Origin of the sequence: uncultured Phyllobacterium sp., assembly GCF_902479695.1 — a bacterium.
Lineage (GTDB): Bacteria > Pseudomonadota > Alphaproteobacteria > Rhizobiales > Rhizobiaceae > Phyllobacterium > Phyllobacterium calauticae.
On the sequence record NZ_CABSQF010000016.1, the window covers coordinates 17452 to 38250 of the forward strand.

At 59.4% G+C, this 20799-nt stretch carries 21 protein-coding genes and 1 tRNA gene; 13 read left to right on the forward strand and 9 right to left on the reverse strand.

What is annotated here, in order from left to right:
* Positions 1-3: 3 nt before the first annotated feature.
* From RDL77_RS11735 to RDL77_RS11750, 4 genes are all read right to left on the reverse strand, one after another.
* Positions 4-3255: an error-prone DNA polymerase gene (locus RDL77_RS11735; protein WP_288192935.1), complete on the reverse strand. Its 3252-nt coding sequence runs from the start codon at positions 3253-3255 to the stop codon at positions 4-6.
* The gene (locus RDL77_RS11740; protein WP_288192936.1) at positions 3255-4811 is read right to left on the reverse strand and encodes a DNA polymerase Y family protein; all 1557 of its coding nucleotides are present in this window, start codon (positions 4809-4811) and stop codon (positions 3255-3257) included. The genes RDL77_RS11735 and RDL77_RS11740 overlap by 1 nt, the downstream gene beginning before the upstream one ends.
* Positions 4720-5505 carry an ImuA family protein gene (locus tag RDL77_RS11745; protein ID WP_223613769.1) on the reverse strand — a complete coding sequence of 262 codons (786 nt, stop codon included), beginning with the start codon at positions 5503-5505 and terminating at the stop codon, positions 4720-4722. The genes RDL77_RS11740 and RDL77_RS11745 overlap by 92 nt, the downstream gene beginning before the upstream one ends.
* A gap of 94 nt (positions 5506-5599) precedes the next feature.
* On the reverse strand, positions 5600-6028 hold the full coding sequence (locus RDL77_RS11750; protein ID WP_223613768.1) for an Lrp/AsnC family transcriptional regulator: 429 nt from the start codon (positions 6026-6028) through the stop codon (positions 5600-5602).
* A 122-nt stretch (positions 6029-6150) separates the two neighbouring features.
* On the opposite strand from RDL77_RS11750, the gene RDL77_RS11755 reads away from it, so the two are divergent.
* The 4 genes from RDL77_RS11755 to RDL77_RS11770 all read left to right on the forward strand — a co-directional run bounded on the left by RDL77_RS11755 (position 6151) and on the right by RDL77_RS11770 (position 10139).
* Positions 6151-7254: a saccharopine dehydrogenase family protein gene (locus RDL77_RS11755; protein ID WP_223613767.1), complete on the forward strand. Its 1104-nt coding sequence runs from the start codon at positions 6151-6153 to the stop codon at positions 7252-7254.
* 212 nt (positions 7255-7466) lie between these two features.
* On the forward strand, positions 7467-8486 hold the full coding sequence (locus RDL77_RS11760) for an ABC transporter substrate-binding protein (RefSeq protein WP_288192937.1): 1020 nt from the start codon (positions 7467-7469) through the stop codon (positions 8484-8486).
* Between the two features lie 13 nt (positions 8487-8499).
* Entirely contained in the window at positions 8500-9351 is an 852-nt protein-coding gene (locus tag RDL77_RS11765; RefSeq protein ID WP_288192938.1) for an ABC transporter ATP-binding protein, read from the forward strand.
* On the forward strand, positions 9348-10139 hold the full coding sequence (locus tag RDL77_RS11770) for an ABC transporter permease (RefSeq protein WP_288192939.1): 792 nt from the start codon (positions 9348-9350) through the stop codon (positions 10137-10139). The genes RDL77_RS11765 and RDL77_RS11770 overlap by 4 nt, the downstream gene beginning before the upstream one ends.
* 35 nt (positions 10140-10174) lie before the next feature.
* On the opposite strand, the gene RDL77_RS11775 is transcribed toward RDL77_RS11770, so the two are convergent.
* From RDL77_RS11775 to RDL77_RS11785, 3 genes are all read right to left on the reverse strand, one after another.
* Positions 10175-11464: an MFS transporter gene (locus tag RDL77_RS11775; RefSeq protein WP_223613763.1), complete on the reverse strand. Its 1290-nt coding sequence runs from the start codon at positions 11462-11464 to the stop codon at positions 10175-10177.
* A gap of 88 nt (positions 11465-11552) precedes the next feature.
* Positions 11553-12803: an aminopeptidase gene (locus RDL77_RS11780; protein ID WP_288192940.1), complete on the reverse strand. Its 1251-nt coding sequence runs from the start codon at positions 12801-12803 to the stop codon at positions 11553-11555.
* Between the two features lie 81 nt (positions 12804-12884).
* Positions 12885-14198, reverse strand: a complete 1314-nt coding sequence (locus tag RDL77_RS11785; RefSeq protein WP_223613761.1) for an MFS transporter — start codon at positions 14196-14198, stop codon at positions 12885-12887.
* A gap of 328 nt (positions 14199-14526) precedes the next feature.
* Here RDL77_RS11785 and RDL77_RS11790 point away from each other — a divergent pair, with 328 nt between their 5' ends.
* Positions 14527-15207 carry a superoxide dismutase gene (locus RDL77_RS11790; RefSeq protein ID WP_288192941.1) on the forward strand — a complete coding sequence of 227 codons (681 nt, stop codon included), beginning with the start codon at positions 14527-14529 and terminating at the stop codon, positions 15205-15207.
* Positions 15208-15240: 33 nt separating this feature from the next.
* Here the strand turns inward: RDL77_RS11790 and RDL77_RS11795 are convergent, their stop codons facing one another.
* Positions 15241-15675: a hypothetical protein gene (locus RDL77_RS11795; protein ID WP_288192942.1), complete on the reverse strand. Its 435-nt coding sequence runs from the start codon at positions 15673-15675 to the stop codon at positions 15241-15243.
* Positions 15676-15951: 276 nt separating this feature from the next.
* Here RDL77_RS11795 and RDL77_RS11800 point away from each other — a divergent pair, with 276 nt between their 5' ends.
* The 5 genes from RDL77_RS11800 (at position 15952) to RDL77_RS11820 (ending at position 18735) form a co-directional block, all read left to right on the forward strand.
* Positions 15952-16938: an MlaD family protein gene (locus tag RDL77_RS11800; RefSeq protein ID WP_288192943.1), complete on the forward strand. Its 987-nt coding sequence runs from the start codon at positions 15952-15954 to the stop codon at positions 16936-16938.
* A 90-nt stretch (positions 16939-17028) separates the two neighbouring features.
* A complete protein-coding gene (locus RDL77_RS11805) occupies positions 17029-17400 on the forward strand; it encodes a hypothetical protein (protein WP_223613757.1) in 372 nt (123 codons plus the stop codon).
* A 3-nt stretch (positions 17401-17403) separates the two neighbouring features.
* A complete protein-coding gene (locus RDL77_RS11810; protein ID WP_288192944.1) occupies positions 17404-17556 on the forward strand; it encodes a hypothetical protein in 153 nt (50 codons plus the stop codon).
* A gap of 88 nt (positions 17557-17644) precedes the next feature.
* Complete coding sequence (locus tag RDL77_RS11815) at positions 17645-18436, forward strand: head GIN domain-containing protein (protein WP_288192946.1); 792 nt, start codon at positions 17645-17647, stop codon at positions 18434-18436.
* 44 nt (positions 18437-18480) lie between these two features.
* Positions 18481-18735, forward strand: a complete 255-nt coding sequence (locus RDL77_RS11820) for a helix-turn-helix transcriptional regulator (protein ID WP_288192948.1) — start codon at positions 18481-18483, stop codon at positions 18733-18735.
* Between the two features lie 28 nt (positions 18736-18763).
* Here the strand turns inward: RDL77_RS11820 and RDL77_RS11825 are convergent.
* Positions 18764-18853 (reverse strand) — tRNA-Ser (locus RDL77_RS11825).
* A gap of 352 nt (positions 18854-19205) precedes the next feature.
* On the opposite strand from RDL77_RS11825, the gene rplU reads away from it, so the two are divergent.
* The 3 genes from rplU (at position 19206) to RDL77_RS11840 (ending at position 20725) form a co-directional block, all read left to right on the forward strand.
* A complete protein-coding gene (gene rplU, locus RDL77_RS11830) occupies positions 19206-19685 on the forward strand; it encodes a 50S ribosomal protein L21 (protein ID WP_223613754.1) in 480 nt (159 codons plus the stop codon).
* Between the two features lie 24 nt (positions 19686-19709).
* Positions 19710-19982 carry a 50S ribosomal protein L27 gene (gene rpmA / locus RDL77_RS11835; protein WP_223613753.1) on the forward strand — a complete coding sequence of 91 codons (273 nt, stop codon included), beginning with the start codon at positions 19710-19712 and terminating at the stop codon, positions 19980-19982.
* A 119-nt stretch (positions 19983-20101) separates the two neighbouring features.
* Entirely contained in the window at positions 20102-20725 is a 624-nt protein-coding gene (locus RDL77_RS11840; protein ID WP_288192949.1) for a GNAT family N-acetyltransferase, read from the forward strand.
* The last annotated feature ends 74 nt before the right edge of the window (positions 20726-20799 follow it).

The window sequence follows — 20799 nt, forward strand, 5'->3', positions numbered from 1 at the left end:
GACTCAATGAAAATCCCGGGATTTTGGCAGAATCCGGACCTTGCGCGGATGACGGGCTCTCGGTTGATCGGGAACCGGATGAACCACTTCATCGGCATGCAATACCGGAAAGGGCGGCAGGTGTTCCGAAAGCCGATACACATCCGCCGTCCGGTCAATCAGTTTCCGGGCAACGATATGCGTGACATTATCGCTGCTCTGGACCGTTCCCTCGATCAGGATGAGGCGGGAACTCATCACTTCCTTGCGATAGGTGGCCATTGTCTTCGCCCAGACGATGATGTTGGCAATGCCGGTTTCATCCTCGATCGTCATGAAGACAACACCTTTGGCGCTGCCCGGCCTCTGGCGGACCGTGACCACGCCGGCAAGCTTGACGCGCCTGTTGCTGGCCAGAGCAGTGGCCTGTCTGCAGGTCACGACGCCTTCACTGCCAAGCATGCCCCGCAGAAACTGCATGGGGTGTCCCTTGAGCGATAGCCGGAAGGATTCATAGTCGGCAATGACATGCTCAGCCATCTGCATAGGCGGCAACCGTGTCTGCGCTTCGACTGCAAGTTCGTTGGTTTCGGCAATCTGGAAGAGTGGCAGGGTTGTATTGTCGGGAAATCTGCGCACGGCCCAGAGTGCTTCGCGCCGGTCAATGGCTAACGAGCGAAACGCATCCGCATCGGCGAGCAGGACAAAGGCGCGGCGCTCCAGCCGCGTCAGACGGCGAACCTCTTCAATGTCCGCATAGGGTTTTTTCCGCTTTACGCAAATTTCGTCGGCCCAGGCTTTCGAGAAGCCGTCGACCTGCCGAAAGCCCATGCGCATGGCAGGATTTCCACTGCTTTTCTTTTCCAGCGTGTTGTCCCATTCGCTGAAATTGACATCGACAGGACGCACTTCGACATCGTGTTCCCGCGCGTCGCGGATGATCTGGGCCGGGGCATAAAAACCCATGGGCTGCGAATTCAGGAGAGCGGCGGCAAACACTTCCGGATGGTGGTATTTGATCCAGGAGGAAATGTAGACAAGAATGGCAAAACTTGCCGCATGGCTTTCCGGAAAACCATATTCACCGAAACCCTTGATCTGGTTGAAGCAGTTTTCGGCAAAGCTGCGCTCATAGCCGCGGCGTACCATGCCCTCGACCATCTGCTCCTGCATCTTGTGAATGGTGCCGCGGTTGCGGAATGTTGCCATGGCGCTGCGGAGCTTGTTGGCCTCATCGGGGGTGAACCCCGCCGCTTCAATGGCAATGCGCATGGCCTGCTCCTGAAACAGGGGAACACCCAATGTTTTAATCAGAACTTTTTTCAGTTCATCCTTGTCGCCATATTCGGGAGACGGCGATGGGTAATCGACGTTCTCGATGCCTTTGCGGCGCCGCAGGTAGGGATGAACCATATCGCCCTGAATCGGACCCGGGCGCACAATGGCGACCTCGATGACCAGGTCGTAAAATTTCTGCGGGCGCAGGCGCGGCAGCATGTTCATCTGGGCACGGCTTTCCACCTGAAACACCCCAAGGGAGTCCGCCGCGCACAGCATATCGTACACCTTCAGATCACCTTGCGGGACAGTCGCAAGTTCTAAGCGCTCGCCCCCCTTATGCAGATGAATGAGATCGAAAGCCTTGCGGATACATGTCAGCATGCCGAGTGACAGCACATCGACCTTCATGATCCGGAGCGTGTCGATATCGTCCTTGTCCCACTCGATGAAGGAGCGGTCCTCCATGGCTGCGGGGCCGATGGGAACGGTTTCATCAAGCCGCTCCCGCGTCAGGACGAAGCCGCCGACATGCTGCGAGAGGTGGCGCGGAAAACCGAGCAACTCCGTTGCCAGTTTAACGGCACGGCGGATCATGATGTTGTCGGGGTCAAGACCCGCCTGCCGCACATGCTGCCGGTCCACGGTGGAGCCCCAGCTGCCCCAGACCGTGTTGGCAAGCGCAGCCGTCACATCTTCGGTCAGCCCCAGGGCCTTGCCGACATCGCGGATGGCGCTGCGCGGGCGGTAGCTGATAACCGTCGCGACGATGGCTGCACGGTCGCGGCCGTAGCGCTTGTAAACCCATTGCATGATTTCCTCGCGGCGCTCGTGTTCGAAGTCGACATCGATATCGGGCGGTTCCTTGCGCTCGGCCGAGAGAAAGCGCTCGAACAGCGCATTGCCGTTCGTCGGATCGACAGCGGTGATGTGCAGGCAATAGCAGACGGCTGAATTGGCTGACGAACCCCGGCCCTGGCACAGGATATTCTGCGACTGCGCATAGGTAACAATGTCGTGGACCGTCAGGAAATACGGCGCGTATCCCAATGTTGCGATCAGTGTCAGTTCCTTGTTCAGGAGGTCGCGGACCATTTCCGGAATGCCGTCGGGATAACGTTTCGCCGCGCCCTTCCATGTCTCGTCAGCCAGATGCTGCTGCGGGGTTTTGCCCGGCGGCACGGGTTCATCGGGATAATGGTATTGCAGTTCACCAAGAGAGAAGGTGACCGGCGCGGTGAAACGGCGGATTTCCTCAAGGGCTAAGGGAAAGTGCCGGAAGAGATGCTGCATTTCTTCCGGTGATTTCAGATGCCTTTCTGCGTTCTTCTCCAGCCTTCGCCCGGCCGTATCAATGGTGACATGGTCCCGGATGCAGGTCAGCACATCCTGCAGGGGGCGGCGGGAAGGGGTGTGGTAGAGCACATTGTTGACCGCCAGCAGCGGAACACCGGCTGTAGTGGCGATACGCTCCAGCTTTTCGCCATGACGCCGGTCAGCGCCTTCGTAAGACATGGCAAGACCAAGCCAGACACATCCCGGCGCGACGACGCTTAGTTTTTTCAGTACAGGTCCGAGATTTTCATCCGGCTGTCCTGATGGCATGACCACCGTCTGGAAATCCTTGGCGCGGAAAAGGAAATCCTCCAGCACCAGATGGCACTCGCCCTTGATCTCAGCCCGCTTTTTCCCCTCGCTCAAAAGGCGGCACAGCTGCCCATAGGCCGGGCGGTCGCGCGGATAGACGACCAGATCGGGCGTGCCATCGATGAACATCAGCCGGCAGCCGATAAAGAGGTTGAGCTTTATTCCCTGCTCCTCCGTCAGTTCCTGATGCGCCTTGTAGGCCCGGACAACCCCGGCAAGCGTGTTGCGGTCGGCGATGCCTATGCCTTCAAGGCCGAGCAATGCTGCTGCCTGCACCAATTCCTCCGGCTGCGAGGCGCCTTCGAGAAAGGAGAAATTGCTGGTGACGGCAAGTTCCGTGTAGCCGGGCATCAGGCAAAAAGCCCATGCAGATACCAGCGCGGGGTGGTCTGGCCGCGCTCGTACAGGCCTTCGCGAAAGACCCAGAAACGGTGCCCCTGATTGTCTTCGAGACGATAATAATCCCGTGTCAGCGCCCCGGCATGTTCCCGCCACCATTCCGGCGCGATGCGCTCCGGCCCTTCGGCCAGGACGATATTGTGCCGGACCCGCCGCCAGACGAATTGTGCCGGGGCGCCATCGGGAATTCCCGCCGTGGTTTCAATCTGTTCCGGCGGCTGGAACAGCCGGACCGGGCGCTCGGGCGGCTCGCCCGGGTGCTGAACGGGCGCCCATTCGACCGGCAGATTTGCGGTGGTGTGAACAGCCGGTTCCAGTGAAACGGCGCGTTCGGGAATATGCGTATCGACGGGGTGCGGACGCAGAACCCGGCTGGTGCCGAGACGAATGGACAGGCGGTCGATCAGCCCGCCGATCTCTTCGGTTTCCTGAACAGTGCTATCGAGGCTTTTTTGCATGGTTTGGGTTCGCTCGGCCCGCACCGCCGCAAGACGGATGATGTCAAAGCCGTAACCGGCATCGAGCGGTTCTGCGAGGGTGGTGAGCCGCTCCTTCAGCAGCCTGAACAGGGTTTTGGTGTCGGTCAGCGGCCGACCGGCCTGAATGCCGATCCGCCTGACTTCGCCATCGACGCGGAAAAACGAAGCCTCGACTTCCCGCGCGCCCTCGACACGCTGCTGCAGCTGCCGGAAAAGTTCATCGCCCAGCGCATGCAGCACCAGCTCAACACTGTCCATGACAATCAAGGGTTCGGCCATGCGCCGCTCGACCATGCAGGCGGGTACGATGCGTCGGGGGGAGATCGGGTGGTGCGCATATCCGAAAAGGGCATCGAGGCGATCGACCAGCCCGGCGCCGAAACGCGCGGCAAGGGCAGCACGGGGAAGCACTTCGACATCGCCGACCGTGCGCAGTCCGGCCCTCTTCAGACCGGCCAGATGAACATCCTCGATCTCGAGGCTGACGAGGCGCAACCGCCGCAATTTTTCCTTGAGCGCGGAATCCTCGATCACATCTCCCGGTGAATGACGGGCAAATGCGTGGGCTGCCGCCGCATTGCCTGTAATGGCCGAGCGGACCACCACGCCATGCTGGCTCAGGCGCTGGTGGATATCCCGGCGCAATTGATGCTCGTCACCGAAGAGATGCACGCAGCCGGTGATATCGAGCATAAGCCCATCGGGGCCGTCGAGTGCGACCAGTGGCGTGTAACGGTCGCACCAGTCAGCGAGTTTCTCCAAGAGGGCGGCGTCCTTGCGCGGTGAGGCGAAGGCGATGTCTAGGTTTTCAAACTGCGCCCGGGCATCGGTCAAAGCCATGGTCTTGAACAGGCCTGCCTTGGCGGCACGTTCGTCAAGGGCTGTCAGGCGTAAGGCGTTGGCGACCTTGTCGACGACAATCAGGAACTGTCCGGACTCAGCCCGTTGCGGATTTTCGCGTTTGAGGCGGTCGGTGGGCAGGTGTGGAAACCACAGCGCCAGAAACCGGTTCGATCTGTCTGAAAACATGATTGTCACTCTCCCATTGCAGGATCCAATGGCCTGTCATGCCCTGCCTGTTGCGTATAAGGGTGGCGTCAAACACCGGATGACCCGGCGCACTGGCGCCGCTCGACCGTGACGCGTTCGAGCGGATCATCCAGCGTGTCACGGCGGAATTGTCGATTGGAACGGCGCCGAGCCGAAGCAGGAAGGCGGGCACACCCGTCTGCTGGGCGGTCAGCAGCAATTTGCGCGTGGCTGTCAGGTCAAGGCATTTCGGATTGCTCCACGGCGCTATGATGACCGCGCCCGTTCCGCGGATGCCAAGGCTGTCCGACGCAGCTTTCAGTACATCCTGCGGCGACGAACAGCGCACGATGACGAGCCGCTGCGGATCAAGCCCGAGATGCTTCAACCCCGGCGCATAGGGAAAACCGTGTTCCTGCGCGGCAAAATCCTCTTCCAGCCAGATAAGAGGGCTCCGGGCGCTGGATGAGCGCAGGGCAAGGGCGATGACGAAGCCCGTTGCTGCGCCCGCATCGTGCATTTCCGCCGAAAAGACCTCATGCAGCGCGCCGCGTTGCAATCCCTTGCCAAGCACCCTGTCGATGCTTCTGTCGCCAAAACCAAAGGCACTGCGCGGCGCCTGCGCTTCCAGCGCATTCCGCTCGCTTAAAGACGCGATGTCGCGCCGCAACGCCGTAAGGTCGACGGTTGTCACCACGGTTACCTCTGAATGTTCATGATATGTTCTATTATGGAATCCATTCGACCAAAGAGTCAAGCGGAGTCCATGGAGGGACGGATTATATGACTCAGCGGTCGATGCGCGTGGAAAGGATGATGGACGAAATGGTGCGTTCCACGCCTTCCAACGCGCCGATCCGATCCAGCAATGTATCGAGTTCGCTGATGGAGGGCGCTTCCAGGATGACAATCATGTCGTACTGTCCGCTGACCGAATGCAGGGTCCGTACCCAGGCAATCTCGCGCAATGCCGCTTCGACCCGCTTGGCAAATTTCGGCAGGGCCGTGACCAGCACATGCGCCTTGACCAGATCCCGCTCATATTCGGGGGAAAGCAGCACGCTGTAGCCGCGAATCATGCCGCGCTTTTCCAGCCGTTCGATGCGGCTTTGTACGGTGGTGCGCGACACGCCGAGCTTGCGGGCAAGGTCGGCGGTCGAGGCGCGGGCGTTCTCGCGCAGCAGGGAAAGCAGGGCGTGGTCGGCATCTGTCAGCATAATGTCAAACTCATACGGCGTATTGCCAAAAAATAGGGTGTTATATCGTCAGTTTACACACTTCATTTCGACGAACAAGGGTGAGAAAATAATGAAAGTTCTGAAATCCTGAGGGGAATCACATGAAAGAGATCGTCATCGTCGGTGCAGGCAAAATCGGCGGAACAATCGCCAACCTGCTCGCAAACACCGGAGACTACCGCGTAACGGTCGTCGACCGGGCCCAGGCACAGCTTGATGCCCTGGATGTTTCCCCGCTTGTCGTTACCCGTTGCATCGAGATTGCTGAAGAGGGCGCGCTTGAAAAGGTTCTCGCCGGCAAATTCGCCGTGCTCAGCGCCGCTCCCTTCCACCTGACCACGCGGATTGCGCAAGCCGCTGCGTCGTCGGATGTGCATTATCTCGACCTGACCGAGGATGTTGCCAGCACCCGCATCGTCAAGCAGCTTTCGGCGACGGCAAAGACAGCCTTCATTCCCCAGTGCGGTTTGGCTCCGGGCTTCATTTCGATTGTCGCCAATGATCTGGCCAAGCGCTTCGATACGCTGGAAAGCGTGCGCATGCGCGTCGGTGCGTTGCCGCAGTACCCGTCGAATGCGCTCAACTACAACCTGACCTGGAGCACGGACGGCGTCATCAACGAATATTGCGAGCCATGCGAAGCCATCGTCGACGGTGAGCTGACCGAAGTGCCGCCGCTGGAAGAGCGCGAGGAATTCTCGCTCGACGGCGTAACCTATGAGGCTTTCAACACATCGGGCGGTCTTGGCACCCTGTGCGAAACGCTGCTCGGCAAGGTCCGTACGCTGAACTACCGCACGATCCGTTATCCCGGGCATGCCGCCATCATGAAGGCCCTGCTCAATGATCTTGGCCTGCGGGACCGCCGCGACGTGTTCAAGGACATCCTGGAAAACGCCCTGCCTTCGACCATGCAGGACGTCGTGGTGATTTTCGTCACGGTCAGCGGCCGCAAAAAGGGCCGTCTCTTGCAGGAAACCTACGCCAACAAGGTCTATAGCGGCCATATCGGCAACGTGCTGTACAGCGGTATCCAGATTACCACGGCATCGGCCATTTGCGCCGTTCTAGACATGCTGGCCAATGGCGACCTGCCGCAGCAGGGCTTCCTCAAGCAGGAGGATATCGCGCTTGATGCCTTCCTCGCCAACCGTTTCGGCAAGGCCTATGCCCAGACCGAAACGGCGGGGCGCCTCGTCGCCTGATCGTTCCGCTTGTCGGCTAACCTTTAAAACAACGCGCCGGATCCCGTATCCGGCGCGTTTTTTTGTTGCGGTGTTTCGTCCATTTCCTTGCCTTGCGCTTCCGGAATCCGGGTGGTAGCGTTTTGAAAACATGTGAAAACAGTAAACATCACGCGGCTCGCCAAGGCGTTTCTATGTCTTGCTGAACGGGAGGTGATGCCGGGAGGAAGACAATGGAACGGCGTGAATTTCTGGTGGGCGCAGCGGCCCTGTCCATGCTGGCTGCATCGAACACGGGACTGATGGCACAGACAGGCGGGGCGCTGGAAAAGACCAGCCTGACGCTGGGTGTCGGCGGAAAGCCGCTTCTCTATTACCTCCCGCTGACCATTGCCGAGCGCCGCGGCTTTTTCAAGGATGCCGGTCTTGATGTGACGATCAACGATTTCGGCGGCGGGGCAAAATCCCTGCAGGCGCTGGTGGGCGGCTCCGTCGATGTGGTGACCGGTGCTTACGAGCACACGATCCGCATGCAGGCGAAGGGACAGGATGTTCGTGCACTGTGCGAGCTCGGGCGTTTCCCGGCCATCGTCATTGCCGTGCGCAAGGAACTGGCCGACAAGGTCAAATCTCCCGCCGACTTTGCCGGCCTGAAGCTTGGTGTCACCGCCCCCGGTTCGTCGACGGCCCTGACCATCCAGTATGCCATGGTAAAGGCGGGCTTGAAGGCCAACGATGCGCCGCTGATCGGCATTGGTGGTGGTGCCAGCGCTGTCGCTGCGATCAAGCAGGGGCAGGTGGATGTGATTGCGCATCTGGATCCTGTCATTGCCAAGCTGGAAGCGGACGGCGATATCAAAATCCTCATTGATACGCGTACGGAAGAAGGCACGCGCGCCCTGTTCGGCGGCTCCAATCCGGCGGCGGTTCTCTATGTGAAAAAGGACTTTGCCGACGCGAACCCCAACACCTCGAAGGCGCTGGTGGGTGTCTTCGTCAAAACGCTGAAATGGCTGCACAGCGCTACGCCGGAAGAGATCGCCGACAGCGTTCCCGCTGAATACCAGCTGGGTGACAAGCCACTTTATCTCAAAGCCATTACCAATTCGTTGCCGACCTACTCGCTGGATGGGGTTCTTCCCATGGAGGGCATGCAGTCGGTTCTCAATACGCTGAAAATCCTCGACCCCGAATTCGCCAATGCGACGATTGACCTTGCCGCGACCTATGATGACCGTTTCATCAAGGGGTGAGGCATAAGGCCCAATGATCATTGCACGGAAGACCACGCGGGACCTGAACGAGGCCCAGGATGTCAATGCCGTTGAGCTCAACGGCATCCATATTGCGTTTCCCCTGCAGGGGGGCGGCACCTATGAGGCTGTCGGTGAGACGAACCTCGTGGTCAGCGACCGCGAGTTCGTGGCGATTGTAGGCCCCACCGGCTGCGGGAAATCGACACTGCTCAATGCCACGGCGGGTCTTCTCAAGCCGGCGCAGGGGCAGGTCCGCACGTTTGCCAAGCCGCTGTCGGGCTTGAACAAACATGCAGGCTATCTCTTCCAGCAGGATTCACTGATGCCCTGGAAGACTGCGATCGACAATGTGGCCATCGGGCTGGAAGTGGCGGGCACGCCGCGCCGCGACGCCCTGGCGCAGGCACGGGTCTGGCTCGGTAAAGTGGGTCTCGCGGCCTTCGCCGACCGCTATCCGCACATGCTGTCGGGCGGTCAGCGCAAGCGCGTGGGGCTGGCGCAGGTGCTGATCCGTCATCCCAAGATATTGCTCATGGACGAGCCGTTCGGACCGCTCGATGCCCAGACACGGCTGATCATGGGTGACCTCCTGCTCGATCTGTGGTCGGCGGACCGCAAGGCGGTGATGTTCGTCACCCACGACCTTGATGAGGCCATCGGTCTTGCCGACCGGGTAATCATCATGTCGGCGGGACCCTCATCCCGCATCATCGGCAATTACACGATCCCGCTGGCCCGACCGCGCAACATGGCCGATATCAAGTCGGAGCCGCAATTCCACGAGGTGCACCGGGAAATCTGGAATGCCTTGAAAGAGGAAGTTCTGAAGGGCTACCGGCAGTCCGAAGAGGTCCGGCCATGAACAGGCTTACACTGATCAGCCTGCAGGTGCTTGTGGCGGTTGTCACCTTGGTGTTTTGGCACATTGCCTCGACGACAACCCTCATCGGCAACCCGAAAACCATCAGCTTTTTCTTTGCCGAACCTCTCGCCGTCGGCAAGCGCATGATCCAGTGGTTCATGGAAGGATCGATCTGGTACCACCTCGGCATCACGCTGACCGAGGCGGCGCTTGCCTTCATCATCGGTTCGCTCGGCGGGGTCATCATCGGGTTCTGGTTTGCCCGCAAGCCCTTGCTCGCTGCGGTGTTCGATCCCTATGTCAAGGCGGCCAATGCCCTGCCGCGCGTCGTGCTCGCGCCGATCTTTGCGTTGTGGCTGGGGCTCGGCATCTGGTCCAAGGTGGCGCTGGGCGTGACGCTGGTGTTCTTCATCGTCTTCTTCAATGTCTATCAGGGCGTCAAGGAAGTCAGTCCCGCCGTTCTTTCCAACGCCCGTATGCTCGGAATGAACGAGCGCCAGCTGCTGCGGCATGTCTACATGCCGTCGGCCCTGTCATGGATGTTCTCGTCGCTGCACACATCCGTGGGTTTTGCCGTGGTCGGTGCGGTGGTGGGTGAATATCTGGGATCCGCTGCCGGGCTCGGCTACCTCATCCACGAGGCCGAAAGCGTGTTCGATGTCACCGGCGTTTTCGCGGGGATGTTCGTGCTGATGGGCTTTGTCATACTGGTGGACTGGCTGGTTACGCTGGTCGAAAACAGGCTGCTCGTCTGGCGGCCCAGGACCTCGGTCATTACCAACAGATAAGAGACCGCCATCGGCATTCCGGTGGCGGTCTTTGCTCAGATGGCCGTCAGATCCGCTCCGCGCGTTTCCTTCGACAGGAGCACGCAGATAATGCCCGGTATGACCATGACCGCTGCGTAGATGATGACCGCATGCGGCGTGCCGGTTGCGTTGAGGAGCAGCGTTGCAATCAGCGGTGCAACAGAGCCGCCGACCACCGAGGCGACCTGATAGCTGATGGACATGGCGGAATAGCGCACATGGGTCGGAAACAGCTCCGTGAAGAACGGGGCCATGCTGCCGACGATAATGCCGTGGAATGTCAGGGTGAGCAGGGTTGCCTGCAGGACCAGACGCGGATCGGCACCGTGCGGCAGGCTGAACAGATAGGCACCCGCAGCAAGGCCGCCAACCAGTCCCAGCAGCATCAATGGCTTGCGGCCAAAACGATCCGAGGCATAGGCTGCGGCCATGATGACGATGACTTCAAGGATCGAGCCCCAGAACAGGGCGCCCACGCCGACGGACCGCGCCAGTCCAAGGAACTGGACGGTGAGAACGAGAAAGAAGGTCGTGAACAGATAGAACAGGGTGTTTTCGGCTGTTTTGACCAGAAACACCTGGCCCATGGGCTTGCTGAAATGCTTGAAGGCTTCCGACAGAGGGGCGGCCGGTACGGATTTGCGCTTTTCGACCAGCTCGATGAAGGCAGGGGATTCCTCCACCTTGCGGCGCATCCAGAAACCAAGGACAACCAGAACGATTGAGAACAGGAACGGCAGGCGCCATGCCCAGTCGACAAAGGCCTGCTCACCGAAGCGTAGGGTCAGGAAGCTGATCGTGGCTGCGGCCAGCACGTTTGCGGCGGGGCCGCCGATCATCGGGAAACTGGTCCAGAAGCCGCGCTGCTTGCCCGGCATGGATTCGGCGACGATGAGCAGCGCTCCGGTGGCTTCGCCGCCCACGGCAATCCCCTGGAAAATGCGCAGCAGCACCAGCAGGGCGGGGGCAAGAACGCCAACCGAGGCATAGGTCGGCAACAGGCCCATGGCAAACGTTGAACCGCCCATCATGGCGAGGCTGACCACAAGCGCGTTCTTGCGGCCGATGCGGTCGCCCAGCACGCCGAAGATGATGCCGCCGAGCGGGCGGGCAATAAAACCAATGGCAAAGGTGCTCAGGCCGAGCAGAATGCCGATTGCCGGGTCGGCGGTCGGAAAAAACGCCTTGTCGAAAACCAGCACCGCGCAGGTGGCGAAAACAAAGAAGTCATACCATTCGATGATGGTGCCCACCGCGCTGGCAAAAAGCAGCCGCGCGCGTTTTCCGAATCCGTCCTGAGCCATGAATTTTCCTCCCAATGGCATGGTTGACCCCGGGAGGCGTTCTACTGGCTCATTTTGTAACCATCAACGCATGCGTTTCAGGTGTTTTTCAGGCCCATTCTCCCCGGCGCATGACGGGGACTGTGCTGCCGTCCGCATTGACGCCATCCACATCGATCTCGCCCGATCCGATCATCCAGTCGATGTGAATGAGGCTCTTGTTGCCGCCGCGTGCTGCAACCTCTTCGGCTGACAGCGTGTCGCCATTGACGAAGCACTTGGAATAGCACTGGCCGAGCGCGATATGGCTCGCGGCATTTTCATCAAACAGGGTGTTGAAGAAGAGAAGGCCGGAAGCAGAGATCGGCGAGGAATGCGGCACCAGCGCCACTTCGCCCAGACGCCGCGCCCCGTCATCGGTGTTCAGCACCTTGTTGAACACCTCTTCGCCGCGCGAAGCCTTCGCCTCGACGATCCTGCCGCCTTCAAAACGCACCGAGATGTCTTCAATCAGCGTGCCCTGATGGGACAGAGGCTTTGTGCTGGAGACATGGCCGTCCACACGCGAGGCGTGCGGCGTGGTGAAAACCTCTTCTGTCGGGATGTTCGGGTTGCAGGTGATGCCATTCTTGGCGGTCGAGGCGCCGCCCTGCCACCGGTGCTCGTCGGCAAGACCGACAACCAGATCGGTACCCGGGCCCTTGAAGTGCAGGGAGGCGAAGTTGAGGCCATTCAGCCATTCGCGGCGTTTGGCAAGCACGGCATTGTGCTCCCGCCATGCGGTGACAGGATCATCAATGTCAACGCGTGATGCGGCAAAGATGGCGTCGGCCAATTTGACAACCGCTGCGTCCTCGGAAAGATCCGGGAAAACCTGCTTTGCCCAGGATGGATTCGGATACGAAACAATGTTCCAGTTGACGTCGAAACCGGCAATTTTCTCCAGTGCCGGCTGATAGGCCTTGGAGGTTGCCCGGTTGGCGCGGGCGACCTTTTCCGGGTCTTCCGCCGAGAGCAGCATCGGATTGTCACCGGCTATGGCAAGCCGCGCTGTGTTCGATGAAAAGGCCTTGGCCATTCCCTCGAAGAGCCATGTGGCGGCGTGGTCGAAACTCTCCGCCGGCGCGTGGCGATAGCGCATCAGCGTTGCTTCTTCGTCCGCATAGAAGGAGGTGACCAGACCGGCGCCCGCCTTGTAGGCGTGCTCGGTGATGCGGCGCACCAGCGGCAGGGCAGCCAGCGGCGCGGTGATCAAGAGGTCCTGCCCCGCTTGCAGTTGCAGGCCGATTTTGACGGCAACTTCGGCCAGACGGTCGAGCTTTGCGGAATCGATGGAGGTGGTCTTTGCGGATGTGGTCATGACGGTTCCAGAGTGACGGCGGAATGGAAAACGGGAGATAAGGCGGGGATCGCGGGATAGTCTGCTCCCCCGACTGTCTGATCAATCCTCGTGGATGAGGCTGTGGTCGCGGCTGTCGCGCATCTTGATATAGACGATCAGGGACAGGCCGATCATGATGGTGACATACCAGAAGAACCAGGTTTCGTGGCCCTTCTCCTTGAATTTCAACGCCACCCATTCGGCAGTGCCGCCAAAGAGCGTGTTGGCAAGCGCATAGGGCAGGGCAACCCCAAGCGCCCGGATATGCGCGGGGAAAAGCTCAGCCTTCACCACGGCGTTGATGGATGTATAACCCGTCACGATCAACAGACCGACCAGCGACAGGGCAAAAGCGGTATAGGGGTTGGTTGTGACCGCCAAAGTCGAGAAGATCGGATAGGTGAAGAGAACGCCGAGAATCCCGAAGCCGACCATCAACGGCTTGCGGCCGATCTTGTCCGAAAGAGCCCCGGCAATCGGCTGGCACAGCATGAAGATCAGCAGGGCAAGCGCGGTGATCTCGGTGGAGGATTCCTTGCTGAAACCGGAGGTGTTGACGAGGAATTTCTGCAGGTACGTGGTGTAGGCATAGAAGGCGAGCGTACCGCCCGATGTCAGCGCCAGAACGGTGAAGGCTTCTTTCGGATAGTGCCGGAACAGGGCAAAACCGCTGGATTTCGGCTTGTCATCGTTCTTGGCGTTGTGAAAGGACTGGGTTTCGGCAAGGCCGCGACGAATGTAGAAAACCGCGATGGCCAGGAAGCCGCCAATGGCGAAAGGAATGCGCCAGCCCCACGCTCCAAGCTGTTCCGGCGTCAGGATACGCTGCAGGATAAGCAGAACCACAAGGGCAACGAGCTGTCCGGAAATCAGCGTCACGTACTGGAAGCTTGAATAGAAGCCGCGACGGTTCTTGCCGGCCATTTCGCTGAGATAGGTTGCGCTGGCGCCATATTCGCCGCCGACGCTCAGGCCCTGCAACAGGCGTGCCAGGACCAGAAGGGTTGGAGCCAGAAGGCCGATCGATTCGTAACCCGGTGTGATGGCAATCAGCAGCGAGCCCAGGCACATCAGCGTCACCGACAGGGTGAGGCCAGCCTTGCGACCCTTGCGGTCGGCATAGATGCCCATGACCCAGGCACCGATCGGGCGCATCAGGAAGCCGACGGCGAAGACAGCTGCGGCGCTCAGAAGCTCGGCGGTCTGGTTGCCGGAAGGGAAAAAGACGGGCGCGAAATAAAGCGTGAAAGCGGCATAGACATACCAGTCATACCATTCGACAAGATTACCCGCTGATCCGCCGATGATGGATTTCAGTCGGGTTTTAACGTCGGGTGCAACGGCAATGGGTGCGGTTTCGGCAATATCGCTCATGAAAATTCCTACCTTTGATTGTGGCTGACCGTCTGCGCGGCGCTGATTTCCGGCATGGCGTTTCTTCGGTGTGAAACAGGGACTCCCTGCCTCCAAGTCTTAGGGCAGCCCCCGCCAGAATTCAAATCCTTATCTGCCCGGCCGATTTTGACGCGATCCGCTGACGTGCAACTGCACCAAAGCGTGATCGAAAAGATCAGAAAATTGCCATGATCCGGGAACTCCCTCTGGCCGGTGCCGTTTTTCACGATGGGAAGGACGCGAGACAAGATACGTTGCACTCGAATACCCCTGTCATTTTGCCCGCAACAATCCTCAGGAGAAGAAGATGGATCTCAACAGACGCGATATGCTCGTCCTCTCGGGCGCCGTGGCAGCCACAACGCTCTTTGCTCCAAACATCCAGGCGCATGCGGCCGCCCCTTTCAAGCAGCCGGAACTGCCCTATGCTGAAGACGCTCTGGCGCCTGTCATCTCCGCGCACACGGTCGGCCTGCATTATGGCAAGCACCATGCGGGCTATTTCAAAAAGCTGAACACCCTGGTGGAAAAGACGCCCTATGCCGACCTTTCCCTTGAAGAAGTGGTGGTGCGGGCGAAGAAGGAAGGCAATGCGCCGGTCTTCAACAATGCGGCGCAGGCTTGGAACCATAACCTGTACTGGCAGCAATTCCAGGGCGGGTCCGCGCCCGCCAAGGGTGCTTTTGCAACGGCGGCAGAAAGCGGCTTTGGTGGGCTCGATGGCCTGAAGAAGAAGATCGTTGCCGAATCAGACAATGTTTTCGGGACAGGCTGGGTCTGGCTGGTCAGGGATGGCGACAAGCTTGCCGTGGCGGGCATGAAAGACGCTGGCGATCCGTTGGCTGAAGGCGGCAAGGCCGTGCTTGGCATCGACGTCTGGGAGCACGCCTATTATCTCGACTATGAAAACCGCCGTGCCGAGCATGTGGCCGCGGTTCTCGACAAGCTGGTTAACTGGCAGTTCGTTTCCGACCGGTTTGACGCCTGATCCGGCTCTGGCTGCGATGGTTCGGAAAATATCCTAGCCGAAATTCGGGACGCGGATGTAGTGTTCGAGCGGGCTGATGTGTCCTTGCGATTCATCATCCTGCCCGTCATCCGCCGCTTCCTGCGCCAGCGCCGCATCCTTCTCCAGGCGCGCCTTGCGGATTTCCTTTTCCGAACTTTCGCCCATGCACAGGGCGCCAAGCAGGATCATGCGCGCCTTGCCGGCAAGGCCGGAATGGTCTTCATCCAGGGCGATATCGAGAATGACCCGGCTGAAATCGGTTGGCTCCGGCGCAGCTTCAGCGGTGTGGCGGCGCCGATTCTCCGCATCGATCAGGCTGTAGAGCTTTTCGCGCAGGTCCGCGCCGACGTTCTCGTATTGAGCTGCAAGGCTCGGTGCAGCCGCGGCGAGCTTCTGCTTTTGCCGCTCCCGGTGCCGTTTCTGTCTCTCTGCGTTGGATAGTGCCATGGGTATGTCTGTGCCGTAACGAACGCGAATCACTTGCATGAACTTGATAGGGGTGTGTTCCCTAACGGGCAACATTATGGTCACGTAACACACAGACTGTGGATAACAATCGTTACGATTGCGTGAGTTACGTAACGCGAGCCGTTATGGCATTGGGCCTCGCCGTAACGCCTGTGACGGAACCATAAGAAGGTGGTGGCGTTCTTTGACGCGCAGGGTTAGGGATATTGCACGATAAGGTTGCAAATCTGTCGGCCTGAATGAATGGAATTGTGAATGGAAACCAAGGCCAATTATCTTGTGGTCAGTATTTTCACCCTGCTGGTGAGTGCGCTGGCCCTTGGTTTCGTCTACTGGATCGAGCGTTTGGGCGACACGCGGCCCACGGCAATGCTTGAGATCCGCATTCCAGGCTCTGTTACGGGACTGGCCGTGAAGAGCCAGGTTCTGTTCAACGGTCTGAAGGTTGGCGACGTGACCCGGCTTTTCGTCGATGCCAGCAATCCCGATGTGGTGATCGCCCAGACGCAGATCGATGCAACCACGCCAATCACGCGGTCGACCCAGGCGCAGCTGGCTTTCGTCCTTTTGACCGGGCAGGCCTATATCGAGCTGAAGGGCGGCAAGAGTTATGAACCGAAGCTCCTTGAAGAAGCGGAAAAGGAAGATACGGTCGCGCGTATCGATATTGACCCGTCATCCCTGAAAACCCTTGTCCAGACGGTGCAGGATGTGCTGCAGCGCGTGGATCGTGCCATGGATGCCACCGAAAACTATCTGGACGAGATGAAAGGGCCGGCGCTCGACCGGGCGCACGAAGCCAAGGCGTTCACCCAGCAGCTTGCCGACAGCACGGATATGATCAACCGTTACGGACAGCGGGCACAGGACGTGCAAGCGGTGATACAGGATGCGCGTGAAACCATGTCGCGGATCAACCAGGCTTCTGTCAAAGTCGACGATGCGCTGACGAAGCTGGACAAGGAACTCTCCGAAGACAAGGGCAGCACGGTCGCCAATATCCGCGAACAGCTGCAATCCTATCGCGATACGGCTGACAGCCTGCAGGCCCGGCTGGCGCCAATCCTGAAAACACTGGGAACCTATACCGGTGAAAAGCTGCGCAACGCGCAAAAGTTTATTTCCGACAGCCGGCGCTCGGTCGAGTCTATCGAACGGGCGATTTCGAACTTTGACAGCAATCCGCGGGACGTTCTGTTCGGTGGAGACAGCAAGGTTCCGGAGTATAACGGGCGGCGCTGAATCCGGGATCGCCGCCGCATAGGCGCTCAAGCTAGTGCTCGACACACCGGCATTCGATGGATAGCGTTGCAACCCTCTATGGGGGATATGATGCGGTTCAATGTGATCGGAACGGGACTTTTGATTGCGGCACTTGCGGGCTGCACGACGCCATCCGGCGGCAGGAGCGGCGAAGCCGCGCTTGTGGCGGATGTCAAACAACTGGTGACCACATCCTATCGGTGCCAGAATGCGCTTGGCCGCGAGCCGCATTACTCCGCCATTGAAAGCAGCGAGACGATCCTCAAGGCGCTTGGCCGCTCACCTGAGGAGGCTGACCGGACCGTTCGCGGCTGGCTGAAAGGCCTGATCGCGTCACCGAGGCAGCCAACGGATATGGACCGCAAGTCGTGCAAGGATACGCTGCTGAAACTGGCGGAGAAAGTCAGGGTCGAATTCGAGGCGCGCAAAACCAGGGGATGATGCATGGCTGAGCCGGAACCCCCGCAATCTGCCTCCCTGTCACCGGTATTGTTTGTTCTGGTGCTTGTGTTCGCTGCCGGTGTGAGTTCGGTTTTGTTCTATCCGGCAATGTCTCTGCTGGGCCGCATTGTCGGGCTGTTCCGGGCGACGGGTTAGCCCCCACATTTCAAACGGTCTTGACGCGTTGCGGACATGTTGCCGTAATCCGTGCGATGTATATTGCCGCGCCTATGGAGGCTTCGTAATGGCTCGCATGTCTGGCATGTTTCTGGTTGTTTTGTTTTTCATTGCTCTGGTTTCCTTCGAGATTCTCAAGAAAGAGCAGATCGCCGGTTCGGGACATGTCATTGCCAAGACGATCGATATCGAGACATTCGACGGGATTACGCTGGAAGGTATCGGCAATGTCCAGATGAAGCAGGGCGACGGCGAGAGTCTCGTCGTCACGACGGACGACAATATCCTCCCGCTGCTGGATATCGGTGTTCGCGGCGGCGATCTCGTGCTTGGCACCCGGGGCAGGATCGAAATCGTGCCGTCGAAAACGGTTGCATACGACATTACGGTCAAGGACCTCAGCCGGGTCACATTGTCCGGTTCCGGCAGCATCCGCGCCGGCGCATTCAAAGGCAGCACGGTGAAGATCGATTTGTCCGGCTCCGGCGATATCCAATTCGACGCGCTGAGCGCTGAGCAGATCCTGCCCCGGGTCACCGGCTCGGGCAGCGTAAAGCTGGACAATATAGCGGCCGGCGATGTCGCTGCCGCGATCACCGGATCGGGGCAGATCAGCCTTGGCGGCAAGGCGCAGACGCAGGAACTCGATCTGGACGGCTCGGGCGCCTATAACAATGGCGACCTGGCCACCGATGCCACGAAGGTGGATATTTCGGGAAGCGGCAGCGCCTTGGTCCAGGCAAAGAACACGCTGGATATTTCGGTGAACGGCAGCGGCAGGGTGGAATATTACGGCCAGCCGGCGGTCGAACAGCGCGGCCACGGTTCGATGCGCGTCACGCCGCTCGGGGAGAGGTAGGCATTCGGGTGGCAGTGCTGTTTGGATTGAAAACAGGAAAACTGATGGGAAAAACGCTTGGAACAGAAAAACACAAGGCGCTGATCGCTTTGCTGATCGCCAAGCGGGAAGCGGCCGGCCTCACGCAGACGCAGCTTGCCGATGCGCTGGGCGAATATCAGTCCTTTGTCGCCCGGCTCGAAAGCGGTCAGCGTCGGGTGGATGTGGTCGAACTGATCGAGCTTGCGAGCATTCTCGGATTTGATGCGGCGCAGATGGTGAAGGCAGTTGAACTGTCCGGCGAAGCGGACCGGGCTTAAGTCTGGAGACGCGTCTTCAGGAAAGTAATGGCGGAGAGGGAGGGATTTGAACCCCCGATGGAGTTGCCCCCATGCCGCATTTCGAGTGCGGTGCTTTCAACCACTCAGCCACCTCTCCGCGTAAAAGCGCCTGTCGTGGACAGACGCCTGATAAAGCCGGGATGTTCTCCCTGCCGATGCCGCGATGTCCCGAAGGACTTGGCTTGAGCGTGCGACGCGCTAGATAGCGGGCAAAGCGCAAGGATACAAGAGCAATTTTGCGTTAAATTTCTTGACTCTCGCATAATCCTCACCTTATAAGCGCCCGACGACTGGCGTGGGGGATTCTCCGCGCCGTTTGTTTTTGAGTCCGGATGCCCGGATCCGCAAGGGTTGCAGGCATCTTTCGATTAATATGTCACGACTGACAAAAAGACGGTTAGCGCCCTTCAAACGGCAAAAAACCGAACCGAACGCCGAAAGGGCATAAAATGTTCGCAGTCATCAAGACCGGTGGTAAGCAGTATCGCGTTGCCGCCAATGACCTTCTGAAGGTCGAGAAAGTTGCCGGCAATGCCGGTGATATCGTTGAATTTGCCGAAGTTCTGATGGTTGGCGTCGGTGCAGACGCTACGATCGGTGCTCCGACCGTTGGCGGCGCGCTGGTCACAGCCGAAGTCGTCGAGCAGGGCCGGGCACGCAAGGTCATCGCTTTCAAGAAGCGTCGCCGCCAGAACTCCAAGCGTACACGCGGTCATCGTCAGGAACTGACGACGATCCGGATCGCCGAGATCCTGACGGGTGGTGCCAAGCCTTCGAAGACTGCCGCTGACAAGCCGGTCAACAAGAAGCCTGCTCCGAAGGTGGAAGCTGCCGCTGCGGAAGCAACCGAGACGAAAGCCGCCCCGAAAGCCAAAGCTGCGCCGAAGAAGGCTGCTGCCAAGGCCGAAAAGCCCGCTTCGGGCGAGTAAGAACAGGTTTAAAGGAGCAATCCCATGGCACACAAAAAAGCTGGTGGTTCGTCGCGCAACGGTCGTGATTCCGAATCAAAGCGTCTTGGCGTGAAGAAGTTTGGCGGCGAGCGCGTGCTTGCTGGCAACATCCTCGTTCGTCAACGCGGCACCAAATGGCATGCGGGCGTCAATGTTGGCATTGGCAAGGATCATACACTCTTCGCACTTGAAGCCGGTGTTGTATCTTTCCGTACCAAAGCCAACGGCCGTAGTTTCGTGTCGATCGTGAACCCGATCGCCGAAGCAGCAGAATAGCTGGTCCTGCTTGAAGCACCGGCGTCCCCATCGGACCCGGTGACTGGCATCCAAGCCAAGAGATCAAAGGGGAGATGGGGTTTCACCCATCTCCCTTTTCGCATCTGGAGGATAGCAAAATGGTTGCCGAATTACTGGAAGACGATGAAGACAGGCTGGATCTGATAGACTGTCCGGTCCTCGTGACCGAACGCCTGGTCCTGCGCGCGCCGCACACCGAGGACGTTGACGCAATTGCCCGTCTCGCCGACAATCCCCGTGTGGCGGAAATGCTTTCCCGCATGCCCCATCCCTACACGCAGGATCATGCGGTGGACTTCGTGCGCCGCGCCAATGCGGGCGAGATCGGCAAATGCGTCTACGCGATTACCCTTGCGCAATCCGGCACCTTCATCGGCTGCTGCGGCATCAATTACCGCCGCAGCAAGGACTTGCGGATGAGCGAGCCTCGCCGGGATGAGCTGGAGATCGGCTATTGGCTGGGCGAACCCCACTGGGGCAAGGGCTATGCCACGGAAACCGCCCATGCGCTGGTGGATCTCGTGTTCCGCGCCACGCAGGTGGAAAAGCTGCACGCGTCGTGCCGGGTCTCCAACATCGGTTCGCGGCGCGTGCTCTACAAGAGCGGGTTCCAGTATGCCAATACCGGCATGATGGATTCGCTCGCTGCAGGCAATGTGCCCGTCGAACGCTACATGCTGGATCGCCGGACATGGATCGGGCTTCGCAGCTGGAACGCATAAATTACAATTGGCCGCCGCGATCTCTTGCGACGGCCAGTTTTCTTCCCGCGTATTTTCCTGTAATGGCTCGGGAC